Origin of the sequence: Streptomyces sp. 4F14 (assembly GCF_048159485.1) — a bacterium.
Taxonomy (GTDB): Bacteria; Actinomycetota; Actinomycetes; order Streptomycetales; family Streptomycetaceae; genus Streptomyces.
The window spans coordinates 367,191-393,698 of record NZ_JBLRVY010000006.1; the positions used below are offsets into that span (position 1 = coordinate 367,191).

Consider the following 26,508-nt stretch of genomic DNA (forward strand, 5'->3'; position numbering starts at 1 on the left):
AACTACTCACAACTGATCGTCAAACAACAGAATGTGACGCCGGTCCGCGCACACCCGTCAAGGGCACGGGTCGCGTGCGCGCCATTCCCCCGTCCGCTCTCCTTCCCGCTCCCCCTTCACGCACCGGCCCGACGGTCTAGGCTGGGGCGGAAGTGGCTGGTCTGTTCACTGTGAGTGTCCGTGATGGAGTGGCGAGGATGAGCCCGGTCTATCCGTTCGACGATGCCGAGACGGCACGGGTGGTCGTCGGGGACGACGGTGCCCTCGTCGAGTGGAACAGCGGTGCTCACGCCCTGCTCGGCTGGGAGGCCGGCGAGGTCGTGGGCGGCCCGGCCGCGGCCCTGCTGGCGGACGGCGCGCTCCCGGTCCCCTCGGCGCCCCGCTGGGACGGCACGGTCGCGCTGCGTCACCGCGACGGCTACGTCGTCCGGGTCTGGCTGCTCGCCCACCACCGCGGCCCGCGCGACGGGCGCCCCGGGTACTGGCTGGTCGTGACGCCGCTGACCGGCAGCGGGCCGCGCGCGCCCGACGACCCGCTCGCACTGCCCTCGCTGGCCCAGTCGCCGTGTGCCCTGGCCGTGTACGACGAGCGGCTGCGGCTGCGGCTGGTGAACGAGGCGATGGAGGCGGCGATCGGGCTGCCGGAGGAGCGGATCCGGGGCCTGAGGCTGGCCGAGATCGGCGGGCGCCCGCAGAGCGACGAGCTGGAGGAGCACATGGCCGACGTGCTCGCCACCGGCCTCGCCAAGGACATCCAGACCTACACGCGCACCGGCGGCGAGGAGCACGCGCACGCCTGGCTGGCCAGGCTCGCGCCGGTCACCGACGAGGAGGGGCGGGTCCTCGGCGTCGCCCTGTCGGCCCACGACTTCACCGAGAACTACCTCGCCCGGGAACGGCTGCAACTGGTCAACGAAGCGAGCGTCCGTATCGGTTCCACCCTCGACGTCACTCGTACGGCTCAGGAGCTGGCGGACGTCTGCGTGCCCGCGCTGGCCGACTTCGTGAGCGTCGACCTGCTGGACCCGCCGGACGGCCCGGAGGTCCCGGGCGCGCTGGTGTCGCCGATGCCGCTGCGGCGGGCCGCGCACCAGTCCGTGAACCCGGGCAGCCCGGAGGCGGTGGCCAAGCCGGGCGAGGTGCAGTCGTACCCGCCGGGCTCGCCGCAGGCGGACTCGCTGACGGCGGGGCGCACGATCGTCGCGACGGTGCCCGGCGGGGAGCTGGACCAGTGGCTGGCCTGGGACGCGGCGCGCGGCGCGCGCGTACGGGAGGTCGGCATCCACTCGATCATGTCGGTGCCCCTGCGCGCGCGGGGGGCGACCCTCGGGGTGGCGGTGCTGACCCGCTTCCGCCGCCCCGACCCGTTCACCCCGGACGACGTGCTGCTCGCCGAGGAGGTCACCGCGCGGGCCGCCGTCTGCGTCGACAACGCCCGCCGCTACTCCCGCGAGCGCGACACCGCCATCGCCCTCCAGCGCAGCCTCCTGCCGCGCTCCCTGCCCCGTACGGCCGCCGTCGACGCCGCCTCCCGCTACCTGCCCGCCGCGCGCGCGGGCGTGGGCGGCGACTGGTTCGACGTGATCCCCCTGTCGGGGACGCGGGTCGCGATGGTCGTCGGGGACGTCGTCGGCCACGGCATCCAGGCGTCCGCGACGATGGGGCGCCTCCGTACCGCCGTCCGCACCCTCGCCGACATCGACCTCACGCCGGACGAGCTGCTCACCCACCTGGACGACCTCGTCGTACGGCTCTCCGAGGAGGCCGGCAGCGAGGGGAGCCCCGGGGAGGTGGGGGCGACCTGTCTGTACGCGGTGTACGACCCGGTGACGCGGCGGTGCACGATGGCCCGCGCCGGGCATCCGCCGCCCGTCGTGGTGCCGCCCGGCGGGCGTCCGCGCCGGGTGGACCTGCCGGCGGGGCCGCCGCTCGGGCTCGGCGGGCTGCCGTTCGAGTCGGCCGAGGTGCAGCTCGCCGAGGGCAGCGTCCTCGCGCTGTACACGGACGGGCTGATCGAGTCCCGCACGCGGGACGTCGATTCCGGGTTCCGGGCGCTGTGCGAGGCGCTCGACGGGTACGCCGACTCCCTCGACGAGACCTGCGACCGCGTCCTGCACGCGCTGCTCCCGCCGGGCGGCTCCGCCGACGACGTGGCGCTGCTCCTCGCGCGTACGCGCGCGCTGCCCGCCGGCCGCATCGCGACCTGGGACGTCCCGCCCGACCCGGCCCTCGTCGCGAGCGTCCGCAGACAGGTCTCCGAGCGGCTCGTCGCCTGGGGCATCGACATGGTGTCCTTCACGGCGGAACTCGTGGTCAGCGAGCTGGTCACCAACGCGATCCGGTACGGGTCGCACCCGATCCGGCTGCGGCTCATCCATGACGCGGCGACGCTGATCTGCGAGGTGTCGGACACCAGTCACACCGCGCCTCATCTGCGGCGGGCCAAGACGTGGGACGAGGGCGGGCGGGGGCTGCTGCTGGTGGCGCAGCTCACGGACCGGTGGGGGACGCGGCACACGTCGGAGGGGAAGACGATCTGGGCGGAGCTGGGGCTGCTCGGGGAAGAGTAAGGGGGCGCCGGTGCCGCTCTTACCGTGGCCTGTTTTCATGAGGGGTTGCCCGCTTCTTCGTACATCGCTCTTCGTGCATCTCTTAAGGAACCGCCCTGAACACCGCGCTCGCCGTGTCCCTGTCCTCCGTCCTGCTCGCCGTCTCGCTCGGGTGGGCGGTGCTGCGGCCCTCCGGGAGGTCGGAGGCACTGGTGGCGGTCCCCGCGGCCGTGCTGGTCGTCGCGCTCGGGGCGATCTCCGCCGGGGACGCGTGGGAGGAGGCGGAGCGGCTGGGGCCGGTGATCGGGTTCCTGGCGGCGGTGCTGGTGCTGGCGCACTTCTGCGCGGTGGAGGGCCTGTTCACGGCGTGCGGGGCGTGGCTGGCGCGGCGCGCTGCCGGGCGGCCCCGGCGGCTGCTGACCTCGGTGTTCGCGCTGGCGTCGGTCATCACGGCCGTCCTGAGCCTGGACGCGACGGTGGTCCTGCTGACGCCGGTCGTGTTCGCGACGGCGACCCGGTTGCAGGTGCGCGCGAAACCGCATGTCTATGCGTGCGCGCATCTGTCCAATACGGCGTCCCTGCTGTTGCCCGTCTCGAACCTGACGAACCTGCTGGCGTTCACGGCGAGCGGGCTGAGCTTCACGCGGTTCGCGGCGCTGATGGTGGTGCCGTGGGTGGTGGCGATCGGTGTGGAGTACCTGGTCATGCGGCGGTTCTTCGCCGCCGACCTGCCCGACCTGGAGGCCGTCGAGGACACGGGGCCCGCGCCCGAGGTGCCGATGTTCGCGCTGGTGACGGTCGCGGCGACGCTCGCCGGGTTCGTCGTGGCGTCGGCGGTGGGGATCGAGCCCGCGTGGGTGGCGTTCGCGGGGGCGCTCGTCCTGGCGGTGCGGGCGCTGGTGCGGCGGCAGGCCGGGGTGGGCGAGGTGGTGCGGGCGGCGGCTCCCGGGTTCCTGGCGTTCGTGCTCGCCCTGGGCATCGTCGTGCGCGGTGTCGTCGACAACGGGCTCGGGGACGCGCTCGGGCAGGTGCTGCCGGGTGGTTCGGGGCTGCTCGCGCTGCTCGGGTTCGCCGCCGTGGCCGCGCTGCTGTCGAACCTGATCAACAACCTGCCCGCCGTCCTGGCGCTGGCCCCGCTGGCCGCCCCGGCGGGTCCCGGGGCGGTGCTCGCGGTGCTGCTCGGCGTGAACATCGGTCCGAACCTCACGTACGCCGGTTCCCTCGCGACGCTGCTGTGGCGGCGGGTGGTGCACGGGCACGAGGAGCGGGTGGACGTCGGCGAGTTCACCCGGCTGGGGCTGCTGACGGTGCCGGCGTCGCTGGTCGCGTCGGTGGTGGCGCTGTGGGGGGCGCTCCAGGTCGTGTGACCGGGTCACCGCCTGCGCGGGGCGTCGGCGGTGACAGGGCTTGTGCCGGCTCAGCGGCCGTAGCCGCCGTACCCGTAGCCTCCGCCCCAGCCGTAACCGCCTCCGTAGCCGTATCCGCCGCCGTAGCCGCCTCCGGTGCCCCAGCCGCAGGCGTACGGGTTGGCGTACGAGCACTGGGTCTGCGGCGGGGCGTTCGACGCGGGCGGGGTCGGGGTGGGCGTGGGGGTGGGTTTCGGGGTGGTCTTCTTGGGGGGTGCCGGTGTGGGGGTCGGCTGCGGGGCCGCCTTCTTGGGGGTGGCCGGTGTCTTGGCAGGGGTCTGGGCGGTGTCCCAGTTGACGATCTGCATCTGGAGGTCGGGCTTGGAGGTGTCGATCACCCAGCGCTGGGCGGCGCTCTCCGCGCGGGACTTGGCGACGAGCGCGCCGGAGCCGTCGGTCGCGGCGGGGGCGAGCGCGAGGTCCTGGCTCCAGCGCGGGACCAGGGTACCCTGGAGGGTGAAGTCGTAGCGGACGCTGCTCTCCTGGGTGCCGGCGTCCGTGCAGGAGGTGAGGCGGACCGTGTAGCCGAGGTGCGAGTCGAGGCACAGGTCGGGCGCGAGGCCGTTGCGCAGGAGGCCGTTCGTCTCGTACGACCACTGCTGCGAGGCGACCGACGAGCAGGCGCCGAGGACGGCTTCGGCGCCCTCGACGGCCTTGGCGCCCTTGATGCCGATGCACTGTCCGGAGAACACGTTGTGCAGGCGCCCGCGCAGGGTGCCCTGGACGGAGTCGCCCGCGTCGACCCAGGAGGGGCCGTTCCCGGCGGTGTCCTTGCCGGGGCGCGGTGACGCGGCGCTCCCGCCCGCCTGGTCGGTGCCGCCGCCGGAGCCCGTCGCGGACCACACGGCGAGCGGGAGGGCGACGAGGCCGCTGACGGTGAGGACGGCCGCGGCGAGGTTGCGGCGCCGGGCGCGACGGCGGGCCTTGCGGACCGCGCGCGCGGAGCCGACGCCGGGGACGACGACGAGGTCGGTGCTCGGTGCGGGGGCACCGGGGGCCTGGAAGTCCTCGCCGGGGAGGGCCGGTTGGTGCCGTGGCTCCTCGGGCGTGCCCGCGCAGGCGTCCCGGTAGGCGTGCGCGGCCCAGCCGAGGGCGCCCTCGGCGAGGGCGGTGCCGAGGGCGGGGCCTTCGGTGAAGCAGGCCAACTGGTCGGCGGTGTAGGCGCAGTGGCGGCAGCGGTCGAGGTGGCCGCGCAGGTCGCCGTCCAGGCCGTCGCCCCGGCGGCTGGTGACGTCCAGGAGGCGGTCGTAGCGGTGGCACTCCTCCTCGACGGCGAGTTCGCGGTGCGACTGGAGGAGTTCCTCGCGCAGGCGCTCGCGGGAGCGGCGCAGTTCGACGCGGGCGGCCTCGGTCTCGAAGCCGAGCAGGGAGGCGGGGGCCTCGATGGGCTCGGACTCGACCTCGACGTGCCACAGGAGGCAGCGGGAGGCCGGGGAGAGCCGCTGGAACGATCTCGACAGCAGCCGTCTGTTCAGGGGCGGCAGGAGCCGGGCGGCGAGGAGGTCGGCGTCCTCGACGCGCAGGGCGGGGTGCAGGAGGTCGCGGCGGCCGTCGGTGGACCACTCGGCGGCTATGCGGCGGACGGTGACCAGGAGGTGGGGGCGCCAGGCGGCGGTGGGGCCGTCGTGGCGCAGGGACTCGCCGAAGAGGCGGGTGAAGGCCGCGGTGGTGAGCATGCCGGCGGCGCGGTCGCCGTCGGCGCACAGGCGCGCGTACGTGAAGGCCGCTTCCCAGTGCCGGTCGAGGAGTTCGCCCACGGGGTGCAGTGCGGGCCCCGCTCCTTCCCAGCTTTTCAGTTCCGCGCTCAGCATTTCGTCCGTCGCGTTCGAACGCCGGGGCGAAGTCGGGGAATTCGGCTGACCCACTTCTGTCACGGTTGGATTCCTCCCGGGGGAGATGTACGGAACCGGCCGGGGGCCTTCGCGCGTACGTGGAGGTGGAGAACGCGTCTCGGCGCGTTGACAGGCACACCTTTGCACAGGCCGTGGAGGCGGAACAAGAGATCTCGCCGAATGGTGAGCGTTTTGTGGTCACGTCCTCTGAACTGCTTTTCTTTTCAAGATGATTGGCGACGGACTTCGCTGTTTCGTTCCAACCGGAATGCCGGATTCAGGGGCCGGTGTATGGGGGTGGGCGTATCGGCCGAAAGGTGGAGACGGCGTCGACTTCGGTCGCGGGATTGCCTACTCCGGGCGAACGGGGATGGCCGATCGGCCGATGTGGCGGGCCGGGGTCGGGCGGGACGGTGGAGGCGGGTTCATCACGCAGGTCGTGTCGAGGAGACGGGGACGGTGATGGTGCGTACGTGGAGCAGGGCAGGTCTCGTGGCGGCGCTCGTGCTGGCGGTCGTGGCGGCGGTGCTTTCGGTGCCGTCCCGAGCGGCGGCCGTCGCACGGCAGTTGTATGTCGCGCCGTGGGGCAAGGACTCCTGGCCGGGCACCTTCCGGCAGCCTTTCGCGACGCCGGGTCGGGCGCAGCGGGAGGCTCGGGGGCGGGCGGGCACGGTGGTCAATCTGCGGGGCGGGACGTACACGCTCGGGGCGCCGCTGCGGCTGACGCGGGCGGACTCCGGGGTGGTGTATCAGGCGTACGGGTACGGGACTTCGCGGGCGGAGCGGGTGACGCTCAGCGGGGGCCGGGCGGTGTCGGGGTGGCGGCCCGACCCGCGGTTCAAGGGGGTGTGGCGGGCGGAGGCGGGGGCGCTGGAGACCCGGCAGCTGTATGTGGAGGGGCGGCGGGCGGAGCGGTTCACGGGGAGTGCGGGCGGGAAGCTGACGCTGACGAAGACCGGGTACGTGACGGGGAGTTCGGCGCCGTTGGGGTGGCGGGCGCCGGGTGATGTGGAGTTCGTGTACCGGTCGGGGTACGTCGAGGGGCGGTGCGGGGTCGCGGGGGTCGCCCGGGCGGGGCGCGGTACGGCGATCACGATGGACGAGCCGTGCTGGTCGCTGGTGCGGGAGCTGTACGCGTCGGACGAGCTGCTGGCGGAGCCGGTGGCCGTGGAGAACTCGCCCGGTTTCCGTGCGCGGCCCGGGAGTTGGTACTTGGACCGGTCCCGTCCCGGGCGGCACGCGCTGCTGTACGTGCCGCGGGCCGGGGAGGACATGCGCCGGGCGCGGGTGGTCGCGCCGGTGCTTCAGGCGCTGGTCTCCGGGGCGGGGGTGCGTGATGTCGCGTTCCGGGGGCTGACGTTCGCGTACGCCACGTGGCTGGCGCCGAGCGAGCCGGCCGGGTTCCCGGCGGCGTGGAGCATGTATCTGCGGCCGGACGGGAAGCTGCGGACCGTGCCGGGGGCGGTGGCGTTCCGGGATGTGGAGCGGGTGGCGCTGACGGGGAACCGGTTCACGCATCTCGGGGCGCAGGCCGTGGAGTTGAGGGACAGTTCGGACAGCTCGGTCGTCGGGAACGTCATCAGCGACACGTCGGACGGCGGGATCGCGCTCGGAGTGCTGCCGCCCGAGGAGAAGGGGGTCAACAGCGGGAACCGCGTCACGGACAACTGGATCCACCACACCGGCCGGGAGTACCGCGCGTCCTCCGCGATCTGGGACTCGGCGACCCGGGGGACGACCCTCGCGCACAACCAGGTCGACCATGTGCCCTACACCGGCATCCTCTCCGGGCCCGCCGACGATCTGCGCGGGATCATGCGGGGCAACCGGATCATCGGCAACCGTGTCTTCGCGACCAACCAGGTACTGGTCGACGGGGGCGGTATCTATCTCCGGGGCGAGCAGGGCCGGTCCTTCGCGGACGGGGCGGTGATCAGCGGGAACGCGGTGACCGGGAGCCGGTACGGGGTGTGGAACGTGGGGATCTACACCGACGACAGCACGAACTGGGTGACCGTGGCCGACAACGCCGTGTACGACTACGTCGCGTCGATCGGCGGGTGCAGCGAGGAGTGGGGCGGGCGGCCCGTACGCAACGTGCGCTACCAGGGCAACTTCTGGGACGACGCGGTCCCCGACTGGGTGGCACGGCGCCCCTACCCCGGCGCCTGGCCCCCCGCCGACCCGGCGAACCCGGAGGAGGGCTGCGGGGACCCGCACGAGCTGACGTTCACCGCGAACACGCTGCTGCCGGCGACGGATCCGGGACGGGCCTGCGCGGCGGACCGCCGATGCGCGGCGGTACTGGCCCAGTCCGGGCCCCGGCCGGAATGGCGCCGGGGGCTCGGACTGGGGTCGGGGGCGGGGGTGCGATGAGGCCGACGGCCGGGGTGGGGGCCGAGAGGGCCCGGAGCGGGGCCAGGGATCCGGCGGGGCCGACGGCCCGGGTTGGGGCCGAGGCGGCCCGGAGCAGGGCCAGAGTTCCGGCAGGCCGACGGCCCGGGTGAGAGCCGAGACGGCCCGGAGCGGGGCCAGGGATCTGGCGGGGCCGACGGCCCGGGGCAGGTGGGGGTATCGGCAGGAGCAGCAGCCGGCGGGAGCGCCCGGTCGGCCCCGACCCCAGCCCCGACCGCGGCCCCGGCCCCGGCCAGGAGCAGGGAACTGACGGGGCTGGCAGCCGAGGTGCGGACCCGGCCCACCCCTGGCGGTCGCGAGGTCGCGGTTCGGTCAGCGGCCCGGGTGGGTGCCGAGGTGGCCGGGGGTGGGGGCGCCCTGGACCTCGCCGATGTAGAGGGTGACCTGTTGGCGGAGGCGTTCGGCGGCGGTGCGGTCGGCCATGAAGGCGGGGAAGGCGTCGAGGTTCGCGTTCTTGTACTGCCAGACGGGCTTCAGGCCGGTCGGCGGAGCGACGTCGGTGCGGACGGACCAGGCGTCGCTGGTCTGGCGCTCCTTGGAGAGCTGCCAGTTGAGGAACAGCTTGGCGGCGGCGGGGTGGCGGGCCGTCTTGAGGATCGCCTCGCGCTGGCCCCAGGCGACGAACGGGTCGGGCGTGTTCGGGAGCATGCTGCCCTCGGCGCCGGGGGTGACCCAGCCGCCGAGGCCGATGGCCTTCTTGCCCTCGGCCATGAGCGTGCCGGCCGAGTCGGAGCCGCGCAGGAACTCGGTGTTGCGGGCCATGCCGTCGAGCCACTCCCAGCCGTACGCCTTCACGTACCGGCTGTAGAGGAAGAGGGTGGCGTCGTCGTCGTTCGGATAGGCGGAGGCGACCTTGCCCTTCCAGCGGGCACCGGCGAGGTCGCGGACGCTGCGGGGCGCGTCCCCGCCGACGGCCCGCTGGTTGTAGGCGGCGCCGAAGGCGAACACGTCGGTGGCGACCCAGGCGCCGTCGGGGTCCTTGAACCCGGCGTGCACCTGGTCGAACCCGGCGGGCTTGTAGGGCAGCAGGACGCCTTGCCGCTTCCACCGGTCGAAGTCCTGGAGCGTCTGGAGCTGGACGACGTCGGGGACGAGGCTCTTCGTCGCGATCTGGTGGTCGATGCGGGCGTCGTGGTACTTGCTGTAGTCGACGACCATGTCGACCGTGACCCCGGGGAAGCGCTGCTCGAACGCCTTCTTCGTGTCGTCCTGCTGGTCCTTCCAGTCACCGCCCGCGTAGACGACGAGCCTGCCGCCCTCGGCCTTGGCGGCGGCGTAGAGCTGGCCGAGGCTCTTCGTCTCCTCGTCGGCGGGCCGGGCCTCGGAGCGGGTGGCGGCGGCGAAGGCGAGCCCGACGGCGGCGACGCTCGTCGCGAGGGTCGCGATGACGAGGGTGCCGCGCAGGGGGGTCGGTTGCTTGGGCTTGGTCAGCGGGTTGAGCAGCATGAGCGGCCTCCGGGAGGGTCGTGGGGGCGGGGGTCAGCGGACGAGTTCGGCGGGCTTGGTGGCCTTGCCGAGGAGCCACTCCAGGGGGCCGCGCCGGAAGAACCGGGCCCACACGGCGGCGAACACGGTGACGGCGACGAGGAATCCGAGCAGGACGTGCAGCGGCGAGCCGGGCAGTTCCTCGATGCCGAGGACGTGGATGCCGGCGATGTGGAAGAGGTACGCGGTCAGGGACATCGAGCCGACGGCGATGACGGGCTTGACGAGCCGGTGGAAGCGGGGGAAGGCGTCGACGGCGGCGAGGCAGCCGATCAGGACGAGGAGCGCGACCCCGGTGTTGCCGAGGACCGACAGGGTGGTCTCGCTGTGCGGGGAGGCGACCAGCAGCCCGTAGGGGGTGTCGCCGGTCGGGTAGCCCCAGGTGTCCGACCACCAGGCGGACGCCGCCGAGCCACCGGTACCCCCGCCGAAGCCGCCCGAGCCCATACCCGAGCCCGAGCCGCCCTTCGCCCAGTCGCCCCAGCCGCTCTCGCCCAGCCGCGTCAGCGCGCCGGGGACGAGGTGCAGGGCGAGCCAGGAGCCGCCGTAGCCGAGGACGGCGAGCGCGGCGCCGGTGAGGGCGAGGCGGGTGCGGACGACGGCGGCGGCCAGGTCGAGGCGGGCCACGGCCATCCCGGCGATGACGAACGGGATCCAGGTCAGCGCCGGGTAGCTGCCGGAGAACAGCAGGGAGACGACGCCGCCGGTATCGGCGGGCCAGGTCAGCAGGGCGCCGGGCTCGTGGTTGACCAGGATGTGCTGGACGACGTAGAGGACCTGCGGCAGGACCAGGGCGCCGGCCGCGGCGATGATCGCCAGGGGCAGGGCGCGCAGCCGGTACAGCGGGAGGACGAGCAGGAAGTACAGGCCGTAGAAGGCGAGGATGACCTCGACGGGGGTGCCGCTCATCGTCAGCAGCGTGCCCAGGACCAGCAGGATCACGGCCCGGATGACGACCTTGGCGACCGCCTGGCGTCCGGCCCGGCCGGTCTTCGGGGTGCGCCGGCCGGTGATCAGCATGATCGAGAAGCCGGCCAGGAACGCGAACAGCGCGGAGGCCCTGCCGTGCGCCAGCTCCATCAGGTGGCCGACGAAACCGCCCTGGGCGGGGTCGGGGCCGACGTGGGCGGCGTACATGCCGAAGACGGCGAGGCCGCGCGCGAGGTCCACGCCGATCAGGCGGCCGGTGGAGGGGCGCGCGGGCTGCTCGGCCCACCCGGGAGCCGGTTCGGCGGCCCGGTCCGTGAGTGTCGTGCGGTCTGCGTTCTGGGTCATGCCTTCAGGCTGTTGCGCGCAGGGCCGCGGCAGTATCCGGCAGTCGTCCGGACACCCCCCGCCGGTCGGCGGGTCCACCCCCGCCGGGCGGGGGCGCCCCGCCGGACCCCCCGGGCGGCTGGTCCTCTCCCCCCGACCGGCGGGACTGTGTCCCGTACCCTCTGCGACGAGGCGTTTCGCCCTCTACGGTCGGCTGTGACGGTTCAGTCGATCGGCGACGATCACAACCCAGAACGACGAGGCGGGACGCACGTGATCCGTGTCATGGTGGTGGACGACGAGGCCCTGGTGCGGTCCGGTTTCCGGCTCATCCTCAACGCGGCCGAGGACATCGAGGTCGTGGCGACGGCGACCGGCGCGGAGGCGGTGGCGACGGTCCGGCGCGAGCGGCCCGACGTGGTGCTGCTGGACATCCGGATGCCGGACGTGGACGGCCTGACCGTCCTCGGCCAGGTGCGGGCGCTGCCCGAGCCGCCGGTCGTGGCGATGCTGACGACGTTCGACGCGGACGACTACGTGGTGACCGCCCTCAAGTCCGGCGCGGCGGGGTTCCTGCTGAAGGACACCGAGCCGGATCAGCTCGCGCAGCTGGTGCGGACGCTCGCGGCGGGCGGGGTCGTGATGTCGCCGAAGGCGTCGTACGCGGTGTGGCGCGGGCGGCCCGCCGCCGGGGCCGACGAGGACGCCGGGCGGGTGGGGCTGCTGAGCGAGCGGGAGCGCGAGGTGCTCGTGCTGGTCGCGGAGGGGCTGTCCAACGCGGAGATCGGGGCGCGGATCCATCTCAGCGCCGGCACGGTCAAGGACCATGTGAGCGCGATCCTCACGAAGCTGCGCGTGGGCAGCCGGGTGCAGGCCGCGCTGCTCGCCCAGCGGGCGGGGCTGCTGGACACGCGTGGCGGCGAGCCGGGCCGATGAGGTGGCCCCGGCCGTCCGAGCGGGTCGTCGACGCCCTGGTCGTCGTCATCGCCGCCGCGGACATGTGGATCAACCTGGAGGACGACAGCCCGTTCGCCCTGGCGGTCGTCGCCCTCGCCTGCTCGGGGCTGCTGCTGCGGCGGCGGTTCCCGCTCGCCGTGTTCCTGCTGACGATTCCCGCGACCGTCATGCAGGACATCGTGTTCGCGCCGTTCGCCTCGCTGTTCACCCTCGCCGAGCGCTCCCGCGACCGGCGGCTGCTCGGGCTGTGCGCGGTGCTGTTCGCCCTCGCGTCCGCCACACCCTGGCCGCTCGACAGCCTGTCCCAGCACGAGCGTACGTGGACCGTCGTCTACTTCTTCTACATGCTCGCCACCGCCGTCGCGCCCGTCCTGCTCGGGCAGCTCCTCCAGGCCCGGCGCGATCTCGCCCGGCGGCTCGTGGAGATCGAGGAGGCCCGGGAGCACGAGCGGTTGCTGCACTCGCAGGCCGTACTCGCGCGCGAGCGGGTCCAGTTGGCCCGGGAGATGCACGACGTCGTCTCCCATCAGGTGAGTCTCATCGCCGTGCAGGCCGGGGCCCTGCAAGTCGCCGCGAAGGACCCCGAGTTCCGGGAGGGGGTGCGGGCCATCCGGTCGCTCAGTGTCGACACGCTCGACGAACTGCGGCACATGGTCACGCTGTTGCGGGCGTCCGGGGGGCGGGCCACCGAGCTGACGCCCCAGCCGACGCTCACGGATCTCCAGCGGCTGGTCTCCGGGAGCGGCATCGAGACCGAGTTGGTCGGGGAGTTGCCGGGGCAGGTGAGCACGACGGCCCAGCGGGCGGTGTACCGGACCGTGCAGGAGGCGCTGACGAATGTCCGCAAACACGCGCCGGGGGCCCGGGCGACGGTCCGGTTGTGGCACGACGCGTCGACGTTCGGGGTGACGGTCACGAACACACCGGCGACGCGCAGCTCCCTGCCGCTGCCGGGGGCGCATCAGGGGTTGATCGGGCTCGGGGAGCGGGCGGAGCTGCTGGGCGGGACGTTCACGGCGGGGCCGACGGCGGACGGGGGGTACGAGGTGCGGATGAGCGCGCCGCTGTAGGTGCCGCCAGAGGTTGCGGGTCGCGCTCACGCGGCGGTAGCCGCACATCGGATACAGCCCCGCGCCCCTCGGAAAGAGCTACCGAACCGTATCTACTTTGGTCACGGCGTGTCCCGCCCCGTGGCCCTCCGCCCGGTGGGTGATCCGGCCGTTGTGGATGCGTACCGCGGTCTCCGTGTGGTCATCGACCGCCGCAGTGTCGAGCGCATCGAGCATTGCGCCCTCCCCGTCCAGAACAATCCGGATGCGAGGCAGGTCCGCGGGGGCGAACACTCGGCGCAGGCACGCCACAACGTCCGCGATCCGTAGTCGGACCAGGCTGCCGGTCTCTGCGGGGTCTGCGGTCACCACGACGAACGTCGTTCCCTCCATCGCCGCTTCCCCCACGGCGCTCAGCCGCCCCGCCCCCAGGACGACCACCACTCCGTCGTCCCCCAGGTCGACCGGCTCGCCGGTGATCTCGTCCCGCGCCCCGGTGGGCGGCGTCCAGGCATCCCCCACCTCGCGTGCCGGAGCTGTGAACGCCAAGTGCGGTGCTGGTTCGTCGGCGTCCAGCGGCAGATCCGCCAGGTGTTCCGCCGCCCGCGCCACATCGAACGGGTCCCCCGCCCCCGGCGCGTTCTCCGCCAGCCCCGCCGCGCCGTGCAGCAGTGTCAGCGCGAGGTCCGCCACCCGTACCGGCGGCCTCTCCGCGTCCAGGGACAGCGCCAGCAACAGCGCCTCCAGGCGCAGGAGTTCGGCCAGGGCTGCCCGCATCGGCTCCGTGTCGACGACCCCCGACAGCGAGCGGAGCTGGAGGTGTCCGCTCGCCGGGGTGTCACCGGCCAGGGGGAGGCGTTCCAGCCAGACTCGGGCGAACGCGCCCAGCGCCTCGCCCGTCGACTCCGGTGATCTCAGGGGCTGTCGGGCAGCCGAGCGTGAGCTCTCCGCGTCGGCCGCCAGCACCGCCAGGTACAGCGCCCGCTTCCCCGCGAAGTTGGAGTACACCGCGCCCCGCGTGAGGTCCGCGCGCTCCGCGATGCGGTCGATCTTGGCCTCGGCGTAGCCGTGCTCGGTGAACTCGGCGCGGGCGGCGGTGAGTACGGCGGCGCGGGTGCGCTGCTGCTGCTCGGCGCGGGTGAGTCTCGCCATGGTGTCCCCTTCGGTTCGGGCTGTGCCATGATACCGGGACCATCCAGATGTTGACGTCATCCGAAAACGCACACCATCCAAGAGGCCACCCATGCCCCTCCCCGTCCTGCACGCCCTCCGCTGTGCCGGAGCCGCCACCCCCACCCGAATCGGCGCCTTCACCGGCCTCACCGAACCGGACGTCGAGTCCGCGCTCATCGACCTCGGTGTCGAGGGGTTCGTGACCCGCTCCTACGACGCCTGGAGCCTCACGGAAGCGGGCCGCGCGGAGAACGTCCGCCGGGTCACAGCCGAACTCGAATCGTCCGGCGCCCGGCAAAGGCTGCGGGCGGCGTTCCAGAAGTTCCTGGTGCTCAACCCCGAGCTGCTCGACCTGTGCACGGCCTGGCAACTGCGCCCGCAGAACGGCACGTTGAGCGTCAACGACCACACCGACCCGGCGTACGACGCCCGGGTCCTCGACCGGTTCGTCGACCTGGACCGGCGGTTCGCCCCCGTGGGTGACGAACTCGCGGCGGCGCTCCCCCGGTTCGGCCGCTACCGGGTCCGGCTGACCGGCGCGCTGGAGCGGGCCGTGGGCGGTGAACGGGAGTTCGTGACGGACAGCACGGCGTCGTACCACACGATCTGGGCGGAGCTGCACGAGGATCTGCTCGTCACGCTGGGGCTGCCGCGATGAGGTGGGTCCGCCCGGTCTCGGCACAACTCGCCGGGGAGAAGGACGAGTTGGGCGGCAAGGCGCTCGGCCTCGCGCTGCTGCACCGGCTCGGGCTGCGGGTGCCGCCCGCGTTCGTCGTGACGGCGGACGCGTGCCGGGCCTTCCTGCGCGAGGGGCGGCTCCCGGACGGGCTGCGCGAGGAGCTGGCCGAGGGGGTCGCCGGGCTCGAACACGCCACCGGCCGCGTCTTCGGCGGCTCGCGCGGGCCGCTCGCGGTGTCCGTGCGGTCCGGGGCGGGGGTGTCGATGCCGGGGATGATGGACACGGTGCTCGGCCTCGGTCTGACCAGCGCCGCCACGGCGGGCCTGGCGGCCGAGACCGGCGACGAGGGGTTCGCCCGGGACTCCCGGAACCGCTTCCTCACGAGCTACGCGAAAGCGGCATCGGCATCGGCCCCCGTACCCGACGACGCCCCCACCCAGCTCACCCGGGCCGTGGAAGCCGTCTTCGCCTCCTGGCGGTCCCCCCGCGCCCACACATACCGCACCCTCCACGCCGTCCCCCACGACCTGGGCACGGCCGTCGTCGTCCAGGCCATGGTCTTCGGCAACCGCGACCCCCGCAGCGGTACCGGCGTCGCCTTCAGCCGCGATCCGAACACCGGCGAGAACACCCCGTACGGCGACGTCCTGTTCCGCGCGCAGGGCGAGGACGTCGTCTCCGGTACGCGCCCGACCCGCCCCCTGCGTGAACTAGCCGACCGGGAACCGGCGTTGTGGGCGGAGCTGCTCGACGCCCTGCGCCGGGTCGAGGCGCGCTACCGCGACGCCTGCTACACCGAGTTCACCTTCCAGTCCGGCGAGTTGTGGCTGCTCCAGGTCAGACCGGGCCGGTTCACGAACGCGGCGGCGGTCCGTACGGCCGTGGAGCTGGCCGAGGCGGGCGTCATCGACCGGCACGAGGCGCTGCGCCGGGTCCGCGGCCTCGCCCATGTCCGTACGCCGCGCATCGCCGGGCCCAAGGAGGTAGTGGCCCGGGGGGTCGGCGCCAGTCCGGGCGTCGCGGTCGGCCGGATCGCGAGGACGACGGAGGCGGCGGTCCGCATGGCGCGGGACTTCCCCGTCGTCCTGGTCCGCCCCGAGACCTCCCCGAACGACCTGCGGGGCATCGCGGCGGCAGCCGGGATCGTCACCGAGCGCGGCGGCCCGGCGAGCCACGCGGCGGTGGTGGCACGGGCGTTGGGCAAACCGGCGGTGGTCGGGGCACAGGGCTTCGCCATGACCGAAGCCGAGAGCCGCACCGACGCCGAGAGCCGCACCGACGCCGAGAACCTCACCGAGACCGAGATCGAGCCCCAGGTCAGCACCCTCGCCCGGCCCCTCCCCGAAGGCACCCTCGTCACCCTCGACGGCACCACCGGCGAGGTCGTCCTCGGCACCCCCCGCGTCGTCACCGGCGCCGCCGACGACCACGTACACCGCCTGCTCGCCTGGGCGGACGACGTCTCCGGGAACCACACGCCCCGTGACGACGTCCAGCGCCTCGAAGACGCCCGCCGAACGCTAGGAGCCCTCTGACATGCCCACCCGCCACCTCCACGTCGTCCGGCACGGCGAAGCCGACGCCTTCGGGCACCTCACCGAGACCGGTCAGCGACAGGTCGAGTCACTCGGCCGGCGCCTGTCCGCGCTGCCGGTCGACGCGGTCTGGCACTCGCCCCTCCCCCGCGCGGAGCGCTCCGCCGAGATCCTCGGCACCCACCTCCCGGACGCCCCCGTGCGGGAGGCGCCCGAGCTGACCGACCATGTGCCGTACGTCCCGGAGGACATGCCGCCCGCGTACGCGGGTTTCTTCGACGGGTTCGGCGGCGAGGAGGCCGCCGAGGGGCGGCGGCTGGCGGACGCGCTGATCGAGAGGTTCGCGCGCCCCGCCGAACGGGAGACCCACGAGGTGCTGGTCACGCACGCCTTCCAGGTCGCCTGGCTCCTGCGCCACGCCCTGGACGCGCCGCCGGCCCGCTGGTCCGGACTGAACTGCGGAAACACCGCGCTGACGACGATCCAGTACCGGGACGGCCTGCCCCCGGCGGTCCTCCTCTTCAACGACATGGGCCACCTGCCGCAGGACCTGCGCTGGACGGGATTCAGCGGCGGCGTCCGTCCCTGAGACCCCGGTACTCCCCCGGCGGCACCCCGTACCGCTCCCGGAACGCCCGGCTGAAGTGGAACGCGCTCGCGAACCCCGAGGCCGCCGCGACCCGTTCGGCCGTCAGCCCGGTGCTCTCCAGGAGCCGCGCGGCGTGCCGCAGCCGGGCCTCCCGCAGGGCCCGCATCGGTGAGACCCCGAGCTGCTCGGTGAACAGATGGGCGAACCGCGAGGGTGACAGCGCGACGGCTCCGGCGAGGGAGGCGACCGTGTGCGGGGCCCCGGGGTCGGCGGCGATGAGCGTCTGGGCCCGCTGGATCCGCTCATCGGCCCCCGCCGGTACGGGACTTGAGGAGGCGGCGGCCAGCAGCACCGCCTCCTCCAGTGCGCACAGGGCGAGTTCGCGCGCGACGGCGCTGTGCGCGACGGCCACCTCGTCGGCCGACCTGACCGGTTCGCCGCCCGTCCAGCGCGCGTCGTCCAGCATCCGCCGGAACGCCGACTCGACGCGCCCGCGCAGCACTTGGGGCACGGGTCCGGTCGTATGGACGCCGTCGCCGGCGTCGTACGGGCGGAGCCAGGGCAGCCACGACGGTCTCAACTGGCAGTGGGCCCACCAGAACTGCCACGAAGGGGCGCCGGGCCGGACGGCGTACCGCTGCGGGACACCCGGCGCGAGGAGGACGAAGTCACCGGCCGCCACGGGGAGTTCGGTACGCCCCTGCCCCACCAGGCCCGCGCCTCCCGTGGTCCACAGGATCAGCCAGCTGTCGGACCCGGCGGGCCGGTTGACCGCGTACCCCGGCTCCTGATGGAAGCGTCCGACCACCACGAGCCCCGGCGGCGGGGACGGGTCCGCAGCAGTCTCGGTCAACTCCTCAGCACGCACGGGCATCCTCCTTCGGCGATTTCCGGCCTAGTTTCCTGTGCCATGACAGTCACAGGCATTCTGGACCGGTTCCGGCAGGACGGGTACGCGGTCGTGCGGGGGCTCTTCTCCCACGACGAGGTCGAGCGCGTGCGCGGCGAGTTCGCGGCGTTGCAGGCGGCGGGGCGGGAGGTGCCGGGGCACTTCCGGCCGCGCGCCGGGGACGATCCGCTGGACGCGTACCCGCGGGTGATGCAGCCGCACGAGATCAACGAGACCGCCCGGGGCATGCTGCTGGACGCCCGACTGCGGGGCGTGCTTGAGGAGTTGCTCGGCGAGGAGGTGCTCGCGGCGCAGAGCATGTTCTACTTCAAGCCGCCGGGGGCGCGGGGTCAGGCGCTGCACCAGGACAACTTCTATCTGCGGGTCGAGCCGGGGACGTGCGTCGCCGCGTGGGTGGCCTGCGACGACATCGACCGGGAGAACGGGGGGCTCGAAGTCGTTCCGGGCACCCACCTGTTGGACCTGTTCTGCCCGGAGGAGGCCGACGAGTCCGTGTCGTTCGCGCGCGAGTACGTCGCGCCGCCGCCGGGCCTGTCCGCCGTACCCGTCGACATGGCGCCCGGGGACGTCCTGTTCTTCAACGGCAGTCTCGTGCACGGGTCGCAGCCGAACCGGACGGCCGACCGGTTCCGGCGGTCGTTCATCGGGCACTACGTGGGGCGGTCGACGGAGCGGATCGGGGCGTACTACCGGACGATCGAGATGGACGGGGCGCGGGTGGTGCTGGCCGAGAGCGAGGGGGCGGGGCCCTGCGGCACGGAGTTCGCGGCGCAGGGGCCCCACTAGGGGGTCAGTGACCGGCGATGGGGTGCGGGGTGTACGGCTGCTCCAGCTCCGCCAACTCCTTGTCGGTCAGCTCCAGTTCGATGGCCGCGACCGCGTCGTCGAGGTGGGCCGGCTTGGACGCGCCGATGATGGGGGCCGTGACCGTGTCCTGGTGGAGGAGCCAGGCCAGCGCGATCCGGGCGCGGGGGACGCCGCGCGCCTCGGCGATGCGGGTCACGGCCTCGACGATCGCGCGGTCGCCGTCCTGGTAGAGGGTGGCGCCGAAGGCGTCGGTGGCGCTGCGGCCGGTGGCCGCGTCCCAGTCGCGGGTGAGGCGGCCCCGGGCGAGCGGGCTCCACGGGATGACGCCCACGCCCTGGTCGGCGCAGAGGGGGAGCATCTCGCGCTCCTCCTCGCGGTAGACGAGGTTGTAGTGGTTCTGCATCGACACGAAGCGCGTCCAGCCGTTCCGCTCCGCCGCGTGCTGCATCTTCGCGAACTGCCACGCGTACATCGAACTCGCCCCGATGTAGCGGGCCTTGCCCGCCTTCACCACGTCGTGCAGGGCCTCCATCGTCTCCTCGACCGGGGTGTGCGGGTCGAAGCGGTGGATCTGGTAGAGGTCGACGTAGTCGGTGCCGAGGCGGGTCAGGCTGTGGTCGATCTCGGTGAGGATCGCCTTGCGGGAGAGGCCGGCGCCGTTGGGTCCGGGGCGCATCCGGTTGTGCACCTTCGTGGCGAGGACGATCTCGTCGCGGGCCGCGAAGTCGGCGAGGGCCTTGCCGACGATCTCCTCGCTGGTGCCGTCGGAGTAGACGTTCGCGGTGTCGAAGAAGTTGATCCCGGCGTCCAGGGCCTGCCGGATCAGCGGGCGGGACGCCTCCTCGTCGAGGGTCCACTCGTGCGTGCCGCGGTCCGGGAGGCCGTACGTCATGCAGCCGAGACAGATCCGGGAGACGTCCAGGCCGGTCGAACCGAGCTTCACGTACTGCATCGCTGCTGCTCCTGCCGTCGGAGGGGGTGACACAGGGGAGCGTACGTCCGCGTCGTCGCCGGTCCGCAAGGCATTTCAGGTGACGGCCCGGCGTGGGAGCGGCGCGGGCCTCCGGCGCCGTGCGCATCCTCGGTCCGGCGACCGGCACCGGGCCGGTGAGAGATACGGGAGGCCGCGGTGCGGGTACGTCGGGTCGGGTTCGGGGTGTTGGTGGCGGGGGCGTTGCTGTGCGGGGCGGCGGCGTGGGGGCAGGGCCCGCAGGGACGTACGGCTCCGGCGGCGTACGGAGCCGGGCGGGCGCCGGTGCCTTCGGCGGCGTACGCGGCTCCCGCCTCCCCGGAGTCCCCCGCCACCCTGTGCTCCCCGGCCGGTACCCTCCGCGGGCCCGGCGGGCAGTTCGCGCGGGTCGGTCTCTGTGCGGGCACCGGCACGCCGATCACCGCCCTGTCGGCCCCGGCGACCTGCCGGCGCCCCGGCGTCCGGCCCGTGTGTCTCACCTCCGGCACCTGGACCGCGAGCCGCGACGGCGTCGAGGTCGCCTCGGGAACGCTGCCGGGTTCGACCCCGTACCCCGGGCCGGGGACGTACGACGTGACGGCGACGGTCAAGGTCCGTTCCGTGCCCGCCGGCGTCGATCTCGCGGGCACGGTCCGCGCGCGGCTGACCTTCACCGCGCCCGCACCGAAGCCGACGCACCGGATCGAGGTGGACCGGCGGACGCTCGCCCAGGGCTCGGTGACGACCCTGACGTACACGGTCTCCCGGGACAGCGAACTCGGCGACGGCAGCGGGCGGTTCGGGGTGATCGGCGCAGAAGGGACGACGCTCACGACGTCCGACCCGCGGTGTGTGAACCCGCTGGTCGGCCGGTATCCGGAGCGGGCGCGGACCGCGTACGCCCTGGACTGCGCGCTGACCGACCTCCAGCCCGGCAACCCGTCCACGGTGGTCGTCGAGGTGGCTGCCGGGGAACGCTGCGCGCCGGTCGTGTCGAAGCTGGGGTACTGGATGCCGCGCGGCCAGGCCCTCTACACGGGCGGCATGCTGGAGGGCCCGGCCGTGGGGTGTCCCGCTAGCCGACGGTGATCGCGGAGACCGGGCAGGCGCGGGCCGCCTCGCGGATCAGGGGGTCCGCTAGGTGGTCCGCGTGGTCGTCGGTGAGGGTCGAGAAGCCGTCGTCGTCCTGGGTGAAGACCTGGGGTGCGGTGAGGGCGCACTGTCCGGCGCCGATACAGACGTCCGTGTCGATGTCGATACGCATCTCCGGAGCCTCCTACCAGGTCACGGGGAGTTCCAGCATCCCCTGGATCGTGTCGCCGGATTTGAAGGGGATCGACTCGGCGGGGGCGGCGAGGCGCAGGCCGGGGAGCCGTTCGAAGAGGGTGTGCAGGGCGATCTCCAGTTCGGCGCGGGCGAGGTTCTGGCCGAGGCACTGGTGGATGCCGAAGCCGAAGGAGACGTGGTGGCGGGTGGGCCGGTGGAAGTCGAGGGCGTCGGGGTCGTCGTAGGCGGTGGTGTCGCGGTTGACGACGGAGGTGGCGAAGACGACGCCTTCGCCTGCCTTGATCGTCGTGCCGTCGATGTCGATGTCCTCCAGGGCGATGCGCAGGAGGCCGTCGACGATCGACAGCATCCGCATCAGCTCCTCGACGGCGTCCGGCAACAGGGCGGGATCGGCGCGGAGTTCGGCGAGGCGGTCGGGGTGGCCGAGGAGGGTGTAGGTGCCGAGGGAGATCATGTTGGCGGTGGTCTCGTGGCCGGCGACGAGGAGGATGAGCGCCATGTCGAGGACGTCCTCGCGGTCGAGTTCGCCGTCTTCGAGGCGCCGGTGGACGAGCATGTCGAGGACGCCGTCGCCGGGCCGGCCGCCCCGCTTGCGGTCGATGAGGTCGCCCAGGTAGTTCCGCAGGTGATCGCGGGCGGTGCGTGCCTCGGCCTCGTCGCGGCTGCGCAGGAGGCGTCCGGACTGCTCCTCGAAGAACTCGTGGTCGGCGTAGGGGACGCCGAGCAGGGCGCAGATCACCATCGAGGGCACGGGCAGCGCGAACAGGGAGACGAGGTCGGCGGGCGGTCCCTGGGCGAGGAGGGCCTCGATGCGGTCGTCCACGATCCGCTGGATGGCGGGGCGCAGCGCCTCGGCACGGCGGAGGGTGAAGTCGGCGAGGAGCATGCGTCGCTGGGTGCGGTGCTCGGGGTCGTCGACGCCGAGGATCGGGATCGGGCGGTCGCTCAGCGCCTTGGTGCGGGGGTTGGTGCCGGGGAACCCGGGGCGGGTGCGGTCGGAGGAGAGGCGGGGGTCGGCGAGGAGGGTGCGGGCGAGGGTGTGGCCGGTGACGAGCCAGGTGGTGGTGCCGTCGTAGAGGGTGGCGCGGGTGAGGGGGCGGCCGGTGCGGAGTGTGTCGTAGGCGGTGGGCGGGTGGTAGGGGCAGGTGCGGTCCTGAGGGAAGGCGAGGGGTGCCGGTCGTGTCATGGAGACCTCGCAGAAAGTGGATTGCGACGTACCGGCTCTCCATTAGATGCCCCAAGCATCTAATGGGCGACGTCGACTTCGGCCAGATGCGCGGGGACGGTGATCTGGCCGGAACACTGCGCCGCGGACGGGGCGGTGACCGGTGCGGCCTGTGAGGATGATTTCGAAGGACACGTGTGTTCCCCATGGTGCGACACGTGAGCACGTCGTACGACTTGACGAAGAGGATGGTTGTCATGCCGCTCGAAGGCGAGTACGAGCCGAGCCCGACGCAGTGGGTGCGGGAGCAGGTGGAGCTGTACGAGAAGTCCGGCGGGACCGAGGGGACGACCCTGATGGACACCGGGATGCCGGTGATCGTGGTGACGACCCGGGGTGCGAAGAGCGGCAAGATCCGCAAGACGCCGCTGATGCGGGTGGAGCACGAGGGCCGGTACGCGCTGGTGGCCTCGCAGGGCGGCGCCCCGACGCACCCGGTCTGGTACCACAACGTCACGGCCGATCCGCGGGTCGAGCTCCAGGACGGGCCCGCCAAGCAGGACATGACGGCCCGTGAGGTCACCGGCGAGGAGAAGGCCGCGTGGTGGGAGCGGGCGGTCGCCGCGTACCCGCCGTACGCGGAGTACCAGGAGAAGACGGACCGGGAGATCCCCGTGTTCGTGCTGGAGCCGCAGGCGTAGAAACCCCCGGCCCGGCAGGTGTGAATGCCCGCCTGCCGGGAACGCGGTCTACGGGCCCCGCCGCGCTCCCCCGTCGCGGCGGGGCTTTCCCATGCCCTCAGGTGACTTCCTGGACGCCTGTCCAGCTATAGTGGACAGGTGTCCAGGAAGTTCTGAGTCGAGGGAGCCGGAAAAGGTCATGGAAACGGTCGCGAACGTACTGGTGGCGCTCATCGCCCTGCTGCACGCCTACATCCTGGTGCTGGAGATGTTCCTGTGGCAGAAGCCGCCGGGCCGCCGCTTCCACGGCTTCGGCCCGGAGCTGGCCGAGACGACCGCGAAGCTCGCGGCCAACCAGGGCCTCTACAACGGCTTCCTCGCCGCGGGCCTGGTCTGGGGCCTGATCGCCGACGACCCGACCGGCTTCCGCGCACAGGTCTTCTTCCTGTCCTGCGTGATCGTCGCGGGCGTGTACGGCGCGGCGACCGCGAACCGGCGCATCATCTTCGCGCAGGCACTGCCCGGCGCCATCGCCCTGGCCGCCGTCCTGATCGCGCAGTGACCCGCGCCGCGCCCGAGGACCCGCGGGCCGCCCGCACCCGGGCGAGGCTGCGGGCGGCGCTGCTCGCGGAGTGCGCGCAGCGCCCGCTGGAGGAGGTGAGCGTGGCCGCGCTGGTGCGGCGGGCCGGTGCCGGGCGGGCCACGTTCTACGTCCACTACACCGACCTCGAAGACCTCGCGGTCGACGCGTGCGCGGACGTCGTCCGGGAGGCGGTTGAGGCGCTGCACTCCTGGCAGGGGCGGCCGGATCCGGTCCGCGCGCCGGACGCGCTGCCGGAGTTCTTCGCCTCCCTCACTCCCCATCTCGCCCTGTACCGGCGGCTGTTGACGCCGGGCGGGGGCGGGCCGCTGGGACTGGTCCTGCACCGGGACCTGCGCGCGTACAGCCTGCGCGAGCGGGAGCGGGCGGGGGCCGCCGACGCCGCGCTGGTGGCGTCGGCGGTGGCGGCGACCTTCGCGGGGGTGCTGGGTGACTGGCTGCACGGGCTGCTGGAGGGGACACCCCGTCAGATCGCCGACCAGATATGGCAGTTGCTGGTGGCGCTGCACGCCAGCCGCTGACGCCTGGTTCAGAAGAGCAGCACCGGCTTGACGGTCCGCCCCTCGGTCATGTCCTTCACCGCCTGCCCGATGTCCTCGAATCCGTACGTCCCGATCAGCTTCTCCAGCGGCAGCCGCCCCGACTTGACCAGGCCGACCAGCGTCGGCACGAGGCTCTGCGTCTCGCTGTCCCCGAGCGTGAGACCGACGACCCGCTTCCCGGTGAGCAACCCGTTGACGTCCAGGGCGACTTCGGTCCCGAAGGGCGGCGCCCCCACGACGACGAGAGTGCCGCGCGCGGCGAGCGCGTCGACACCGGCCCGCAGCACGGCCGTACTGCCGGTCGTCTCCACGATCCCGTCGGCTTGAGTGATTTCGCGTACGTCGGTGAGGGTGCGGGTCGCTCCCAACTCCCGGGCCAGGTCGAGCCGTTCGGGCACCCGGTCGACGGCGACGATCTCGGTGGCCGGGGAGAGCGCGGCGGCCATCACCGCCGAGAGTCCGACGGCACCGGCGCCGAGGACGACGACCGTACTGCCCGGCTCCGGCTTCAGGACGTTCCAGACGGCGCCGACGCCGGTCTGGACTCCGCAGCCCAGCGGGGCGATCGAGGCGAGCGGTACCTCCGGGTCGACCTTGACGAGACTGCGCTCGTCCACCAACGCCCGTTCGGCGAACGAGGACTGCCCGAAGAAGTGGCCGCCGATCTCCTCGCCGTCGCGGGTGATGGTGGCGGTGCCGTCGGCGCGGCGGCCCCCGAGGAGGTTCAGGGGGAGCCAGTCGGCGCAGTAGGCGGGGTGGCCGCCGTTGCAGTTGCGGCAGGTTCCGCAGGAGGTGAAGGAGAGGACGACGTGGTCGCCGGGGGCGACGGAGGTGACGGAGGCGCCGACGGACTCGACGATCCCCGCGCCCTCGTGCCCGAGCACCCCGGGCAGGGGGAACGGCAGCCCGCCGGAGGCGACACCGAGGTCGGTGTGGCAGAGGCCGGCGGCGACGACACGGACGACGGCTTCGTTCGGGCCCGGGTCGGCGAGGGTGACGTCCGCGAAGGTGAAGGGGGCGCCGCCGGACTCGACGAGGGCGGCTCTGGTGGTGAGGGGCATGGGGGTGAACTCCTGCATGTCGAGGGAGGGTTGGGGCGGGGTTGCCGCACGGGGCGGCGTTGCCTCACGGGGCGAGGGCGGCTCCCTCAGTCCAGCGACACGACCACCGACTTCGTCTTCAGATACGACGCCAGCGCCTCCGGCCCGTACTCCCGCCCGAACCCCGAGTCCTTGACACCCCCGAACGGCACCGCGGGGTCCAGCATCGCCCAGTCGTTGATCCAGACGATGCCCGCCTGGAGGCGGTCGGCGACACGGTGGGCGCGGGCGAGGCTGCCGGTCTGGATGCCCGAAGCCAGGCCGTAGGGCGTGGAGTTGGCGAGGGCGACCGCCTCGTCCTCGTCGTCGAAGGGCTGGACGGTGAGGACGGGGCCGAAGATCTCCTCCTGGATCACGCGCGAGTCGTTGGGGAGGTCGGCGATGACGGTCGGCCGGTAGTAGTAGCCGCCGTCCAGGTCGAGGCGTTCGCCGCCGCAGACGATCCGGCCGCCGTCCTTGCGGGCGAGGTCGACGTACTCCTCGACCTTGCGCAGGTGCCGCTCCCCCGTCAGCGGGCCGACGACGGTCGCCGGGTCGCGCGGGTCGCCGACCGGGATGCCGGGGACCGCCTCGGCGAGGATGTTGAGCAGCGTGGCGCAGACCGAACGGGCGACCAGGAGACGGGGGCCGCCCATGCAGAACTGGCCGGTGTTGAAGACGAATCCCTTGATGATCGCGCCGACGGCCTTCTCCAGGTCGGCGTCCTCGAAGACCAGGTGGGGCGCGTTTCCGCCCAGTTCGACCGTGACCGGTTTCAGTGCCTGTCCGGCGATGGCGGCGGCGTGCCTGCCGATCTGCGTGGACCCGGTGAAGGCGACCTTGTCGATGCCGGGGTGGCGCAGGAGGGCTTCGCCGGCGATGGGTCCGGTGCCGGTGACGACGTTGACGACGCCGTCGGGGACGCCCGCGCGCTGGAGGAGGCCCGCCATGTAGAGGGCGCTGAGGGGGGTTTCGTCGGCGGGCTTGTGAACGACCGTGTTCCCGGCGGCGAGTGCGGGCGCGAGTTTCGAACCGGCCAGGATCAGCGGGAAGTTGAACGGCGTGATCGCCGCGACGACGCCGAGGGGGCCGCGCCGGGTGTAGGCGTGGGCGTTGTGCTGGGTCTCGCGGGCGGAGCCGTCGAGGGCGAAGGCGAGGGTGGCGTAGTACTCGTAGTCGTTGGCGGCGTTGGTGACGTCCACGGCGCGGGCCAGCGTGATGGGCTTGCCGACGTCGAGGCTCTCCAACTCGGCGATGGTGTCGGCCTCTTGCCGAATCAGCTCGGCGACGCGCAGCAGGATGCGGCCCCGTTCGCGGCCGGTGAGGTGGGCCCAGGGTCCGGTCTCGTACGCCTCGCGGGCGGCGCGTACGGCGGCGTCGACATCGGCGGGGCCGGCCTCGGCGACCGTGGTGACCGTGCGGCCCCTGGAGGGGTCGATCACCTCGGCGCGCGCTCCGTCGGCGGATTCCCGCCACTGGCCCCCGATGAAGAGCTGCCCGGGGTCGATCTGGAAGGCGGTCATCGCCACTCCTCGGGTCTTGCGGCGCCGTCGCCGCGTCGTGAA

Annotated in this window: 23 protein-coding genes; 13 read left to right on the forward strand and 10 right to left on the reverse strand. The window is 73.2% G+C overall.

Going from position 1 to position 26,508, the window contains the following annotated elements; translation table 11 throughout:
* The first annotated feature begins 197 nt into the window (after positions 1-197).
* Both ACLZOT_RS12970 and ACLZOT_RS12975 read left to right on the forward strand, forming a co-directional pair.
* A complete protein-coding gene (locus ACLZOT_RS12970; protein ID WP_416968980.1) occupies positions 198-2,570 on the forward strand; it encodes a SpoIIE family protein phosphatase in 2,373 nt (790 codons plus the stop codon).
* A 95-nt stretch (positions 2,571-2,665) separates the two neighbouring features.
* Entirely contained in the window at positions 2,666-3,916 is a 1,251-nt protein-coding gene (locus ACLZOT_RS12975) for an SLC13 family permease (protein ID WP_416969071.1), read from the forward strand.
* 50 nt (positions 3,917-3,966) lie between these two features.
* Here ACLZOT_RS12975 and ACLZOT_RS12980 read toward each other — a convergent pair whose 3' ends face one another.
* Entirely contained in the window at positions 3,967-5,766 is a 1,800-nt protein-coding gene (locus ACLZOT_RS12980) for an RICIN domain-containing protein (protein ID WP_416969072.1), read from the reverse strand.
* Positions 5,767-6,249: 483 nt separating this feature from the next.
* On the opposite strand from ACLZOT_RS12980, the gene ACLZOT_RS12985 reads away from it, so the two are divergent.
* Positions 6,250-8,163 (forward strand): right-handed parallel beta-helix repeat-containing protein, encoded by a 1,914-nt coding sequence (locus tag ACLZOT_RS12985; RefSeq protein WP_416968981.1) that lies wholly within the window; start codon positions 6,250-6,252, stop codon positions 8,161-8,163.
* A gap of 351 nt (positions 8,164-8,514) precedes the next feature.
* Here the strand turns inward: ACLZOT_RS12985 and ACLZOT_RS12990 are convergent, their stop codons facing one another.
* On the reverse strand, positions 8,515-9,648 hold the full coding sequence (locus tag ACLZOT_RS12990; protein ID WP_416968982.1) for an ABC transporter substrate-binding protein: 1,134 nt from the start codon (positions 9,646-9,648) through the stop codon (positions 8,515-8,517).
* A 33-nt stretch (positions 9,649-9,681) separates the two neighbouring features.
* Positions 9,682-10,962, reverse strand: a complete 1,281-nt coding sequence (locus tag ACLZOT_RS12995) for a DUF418 domain-containing protein (protein ID WP_416968983.1) — start codon at positions 10,960-10,962, stop codon at positions 9,682-9,684.
* Positions 10,963-11,214: 252 nt separating this feature from the next.
* Between ACLZOT_RS12995 and ACLZOT_RS13000 the strand changes: the two genes are divergently transcribed.
* Positions 11,215-11,877, forward strand: a complete 663-nt coding sequence (locus ACLZOT_RS13000; protein WP_416968984.1) for a response regulator — start codon at positions 11,215-11,217, stop codon at positions 11,875-11,877.
* The gene (locus ACLZOT_RS13005) at positions 11,874-12,968 is read left to right on the forward strand and encodes a sensor histidine kinase (RefSeq protein ID WP_416968985.1); all 1,095 of its coding nucleotides are present in this window, start codon (positions 11,874-11,876) and stop codon (positions 12,966-12,968) included. The genes ACLZOT_RS13000 and ACLZOT_RS13005 overlap by 4 nt, the downstream gene beginning before the upstream one ends.
* Positions 12,969-13,046: 78 nt before the next feature.
* Here ACLZOT_RS13005 and ACLZOT_RS13010 read toward each other — a convergent pair whose 3' ends face one another.
* Positions 13,047-14,099, reverse strand: coding sequence for a TetR family transcriptional regulator (locus ACLZOT_RS13010; protein WP_416968986.1), 1,053 nt, complete (start codon positions 14,097-14,099; stop codon positions 13,047-13,049).
* 91 nt (positions 14,100-14,190) lie between these two features.
* Here ACLZOT_RS13010 and ACLZOT_RS13015 point away from each other — a divergent pair, with 91 nt between their 5' ends.
* From ACLZOT_RS13015 to ACLZOT_RS13025, 3 genes are read left to right on the forward strand one after another with little or no spacing between them, the layout of a single operon-like run.
* A complete protein-coding gene (locus tag ACLZOT_RS13015; protein WP_416968987.1) occupies positions 14,191-14,778 on the forward strand; it encodes a transcriptional regulator in 588 nt (195 codons plus the stop codon).
* A complete protein-coding gene (locus tag ACLZOT_RS13020; RefSeq protein WP_416968988.1) occupies positions 14,775-16,334 on the forward strand; it encodes a pyruvate, phosphate dikinase in 1,560 nt (519 codons plus the stop codon). Before ACLZOT_RS13015 ends, ACLZOT_RS13020 begins: the two co-directional genes overlap by 4 nt.
* A 1-nt stretch (position 16,335) precedes the next feature.
* The gene (locus ACLZOT_RS13025) at positions 16,336-16,923 is read left to right on the forward strand and encodes a histidine phosphatase family protein (protein ID WP_416968989.1); all 588 of its coding nucleotides are present in this window, start codon (positions 16,336-16,338) and stop codon (positions 16,921-16,923) included.
* On the opposite strand, the gene ACLZOT_RS13030 is transcribed toward ACLZOT_RS13025, so the two are convergent.
* Positions 16,901-17,797: a helix-turn-helix domain-containing protein gene (locus ACLZOT_RS13030; protein WP_416968990.1), complete on the reverse strand. Its 897-nt coding sequence runs from the start codon at positions 17,795-17,797 to the stop codon at positions 16,901-16,903. The two genes, ACLZOT_RS13025 and ACLZOT_RS13030, sit on opposite strands and share 23 nt — an antisense overlap.
* A gap of 36 nt (positions 17,798-17,833) precedes the next feature.
* On the opposite strand from ACLZOT_RS13030, the gene ACLZOT_RS13035 reads away from it, so the two are divergent.
* Positions 17,834-18,619, forward strand: coding sequence for a phytanoyl-CoA dioxygenase family protein (locus ACLZOT_RS13035; protein WP_416968991.1), 786 nt, complete (start codon positions 17,834-17,836; stop codon positions 18,617-18,619).
* A 4-nt stretch (positions 18,620-18,623) separates the two neighbouring features.
* On the opposite strand, the gene ACLZOT_RS13040 is transcribed toward ACLZOT_RS13035, so the two are convergent.
* Positions 18,624-19,592: an aldo/keto reductase gene (locus ACLZOT_RS13040; protein WP_416968992.1), complete on the reverse strand. Its 969-nt coding sequence runs from the start codon at positions 19,590-19,592 to the stop codon at positions 18,624-18,626.
* 177 nt (positions 19,593-19,769) lie between these two features.
* On the opposite strand from ACLZOT_RS13040, the gene ACLZOT_RS13045 reads away from it, so the two are divergent.
* Positions 19,770-20,678, forward strand: a complete 909-nt coding sequence (locus ACLZOT_RS13045) for a hypothetical protein (protein ID WP_416968993.1) — start codon at positions 19,770-19,772, stop codon at positions 20,676-20,678.
* On the opposite strand, the gene ACLZOT_RS13050 is transcribed toward ACLZOT_RS13045, so the two are convergent.
* Both ACLZOT_RS13050 and ACLZOT_RS13055 read right to left on the reverse strand, forming a co-directional pair.
* A complete protein-coding gene (locus tag ACLZOT_RS13050; protein ID WP_416968994.1) occupies positions 20,665-20,853 on the reverse strand; it encodes a ferredoxin in 189 nt (62 codons plus the stop codon). The two genes, ACLZOT_RS13045 and ACLZOT_RS13050, sit on opposite strands and share 14 nt — an antisense overlap.
* A 12-nt stretch (positions 20,854-20,865) precedes the next feature.
* A complete protein-coding gene (locus tag ACLZOT_RS13055) occupies positions 20,866-22,062 on the reverse strand; it encodes a cytochrome P450 (RefSeq protein WP_416968995.1) in 1,197 nt (398 codons plus the stop codon).
* Positions 22,063-22,298: 236 nt separating this feature from the next.
* On the opposite strand from ACLZOT_RS13055, the gene ACLZOT_RS13060 reads away from it, so the two are divergent.
* The 3 genes from ACLZOT_RS13060 (at position 22,299) to ACLZOT_RS13070 (ending at position 23,843) form a co-directional block, all read left to right on the forward strand.
* Positions 22,299-22,742 (forward strand): nitroreductase family deazaflavin-dependent oxidoreductase, encoded by a 444-nt coding sequence (locus ACLZOT_RS13060; protein ID WP_416968996.1) that lies wholly within the window; start codon positions 22,299-22,301, stop codon positions 22,740-22,742.
* 178 nt (positions 22,743-22,920) lie between these two features.
* Positions 22,921-23,283, forward strand: a complete 363-nt coding sequence (locus ACLZOT_RS13065; RefSeq protein WP_416968997.1) for a DUF1304 domain-containing protein — start codon at positions 22,921-22,923, stop codon at positions 23,281-23,283.
* The gene (locus tag ACLZOT_RS13070; protein ID WP_416968998.1) at positions 23,280-23,843 is read left to right on the forward strand and encodes a TetR/AcrR family transcriptional regulator; all 564 of its coding nucleotides are present in this window, start codon (positions 23,280-23,282) and stop codon (positions 23,841-23,843) included. The genes ACLZOT_RS13065 and ACLZOT_RS13070 overlap by 4 nt, the downstream gene beginning before the upstream one ends.
* An 8-nt stretch (positions 23,844-23,851) precedes the next feature.
* Here the strand turns inward: ACLZOT_RS13070 and ACLZOT_RS13075 are convergent, their stop codons facing one another.
* On the reverse strand, positions 23,852-24,925 hold the full coding sequence (locus ACLZOT_RS13075; RefSeq protein ID WP_416968999.1) for an NAD(P)-dependent alcohol dehydrogenase: 1,074 nt from the start codon (positions 24,923-24,925) through the stop codon (positions 23,852-23,854).
* A gap of 86 nt (positions 24,926-25,011) precedes the next feature.
* Positions 25,012-26,466, reverse strand: a complete 1,455-nt coding sequence (locus ACLZOT_RS13080) for an aldehyde dehydrogenase family protein (RefSeq protein WP_416969000.1) — start codon at positions 26,464-26,466, stop codon at positions 25,012-25,014.
* Positions 26,467-26,508 lie beyond the last annotated feature (42 nt).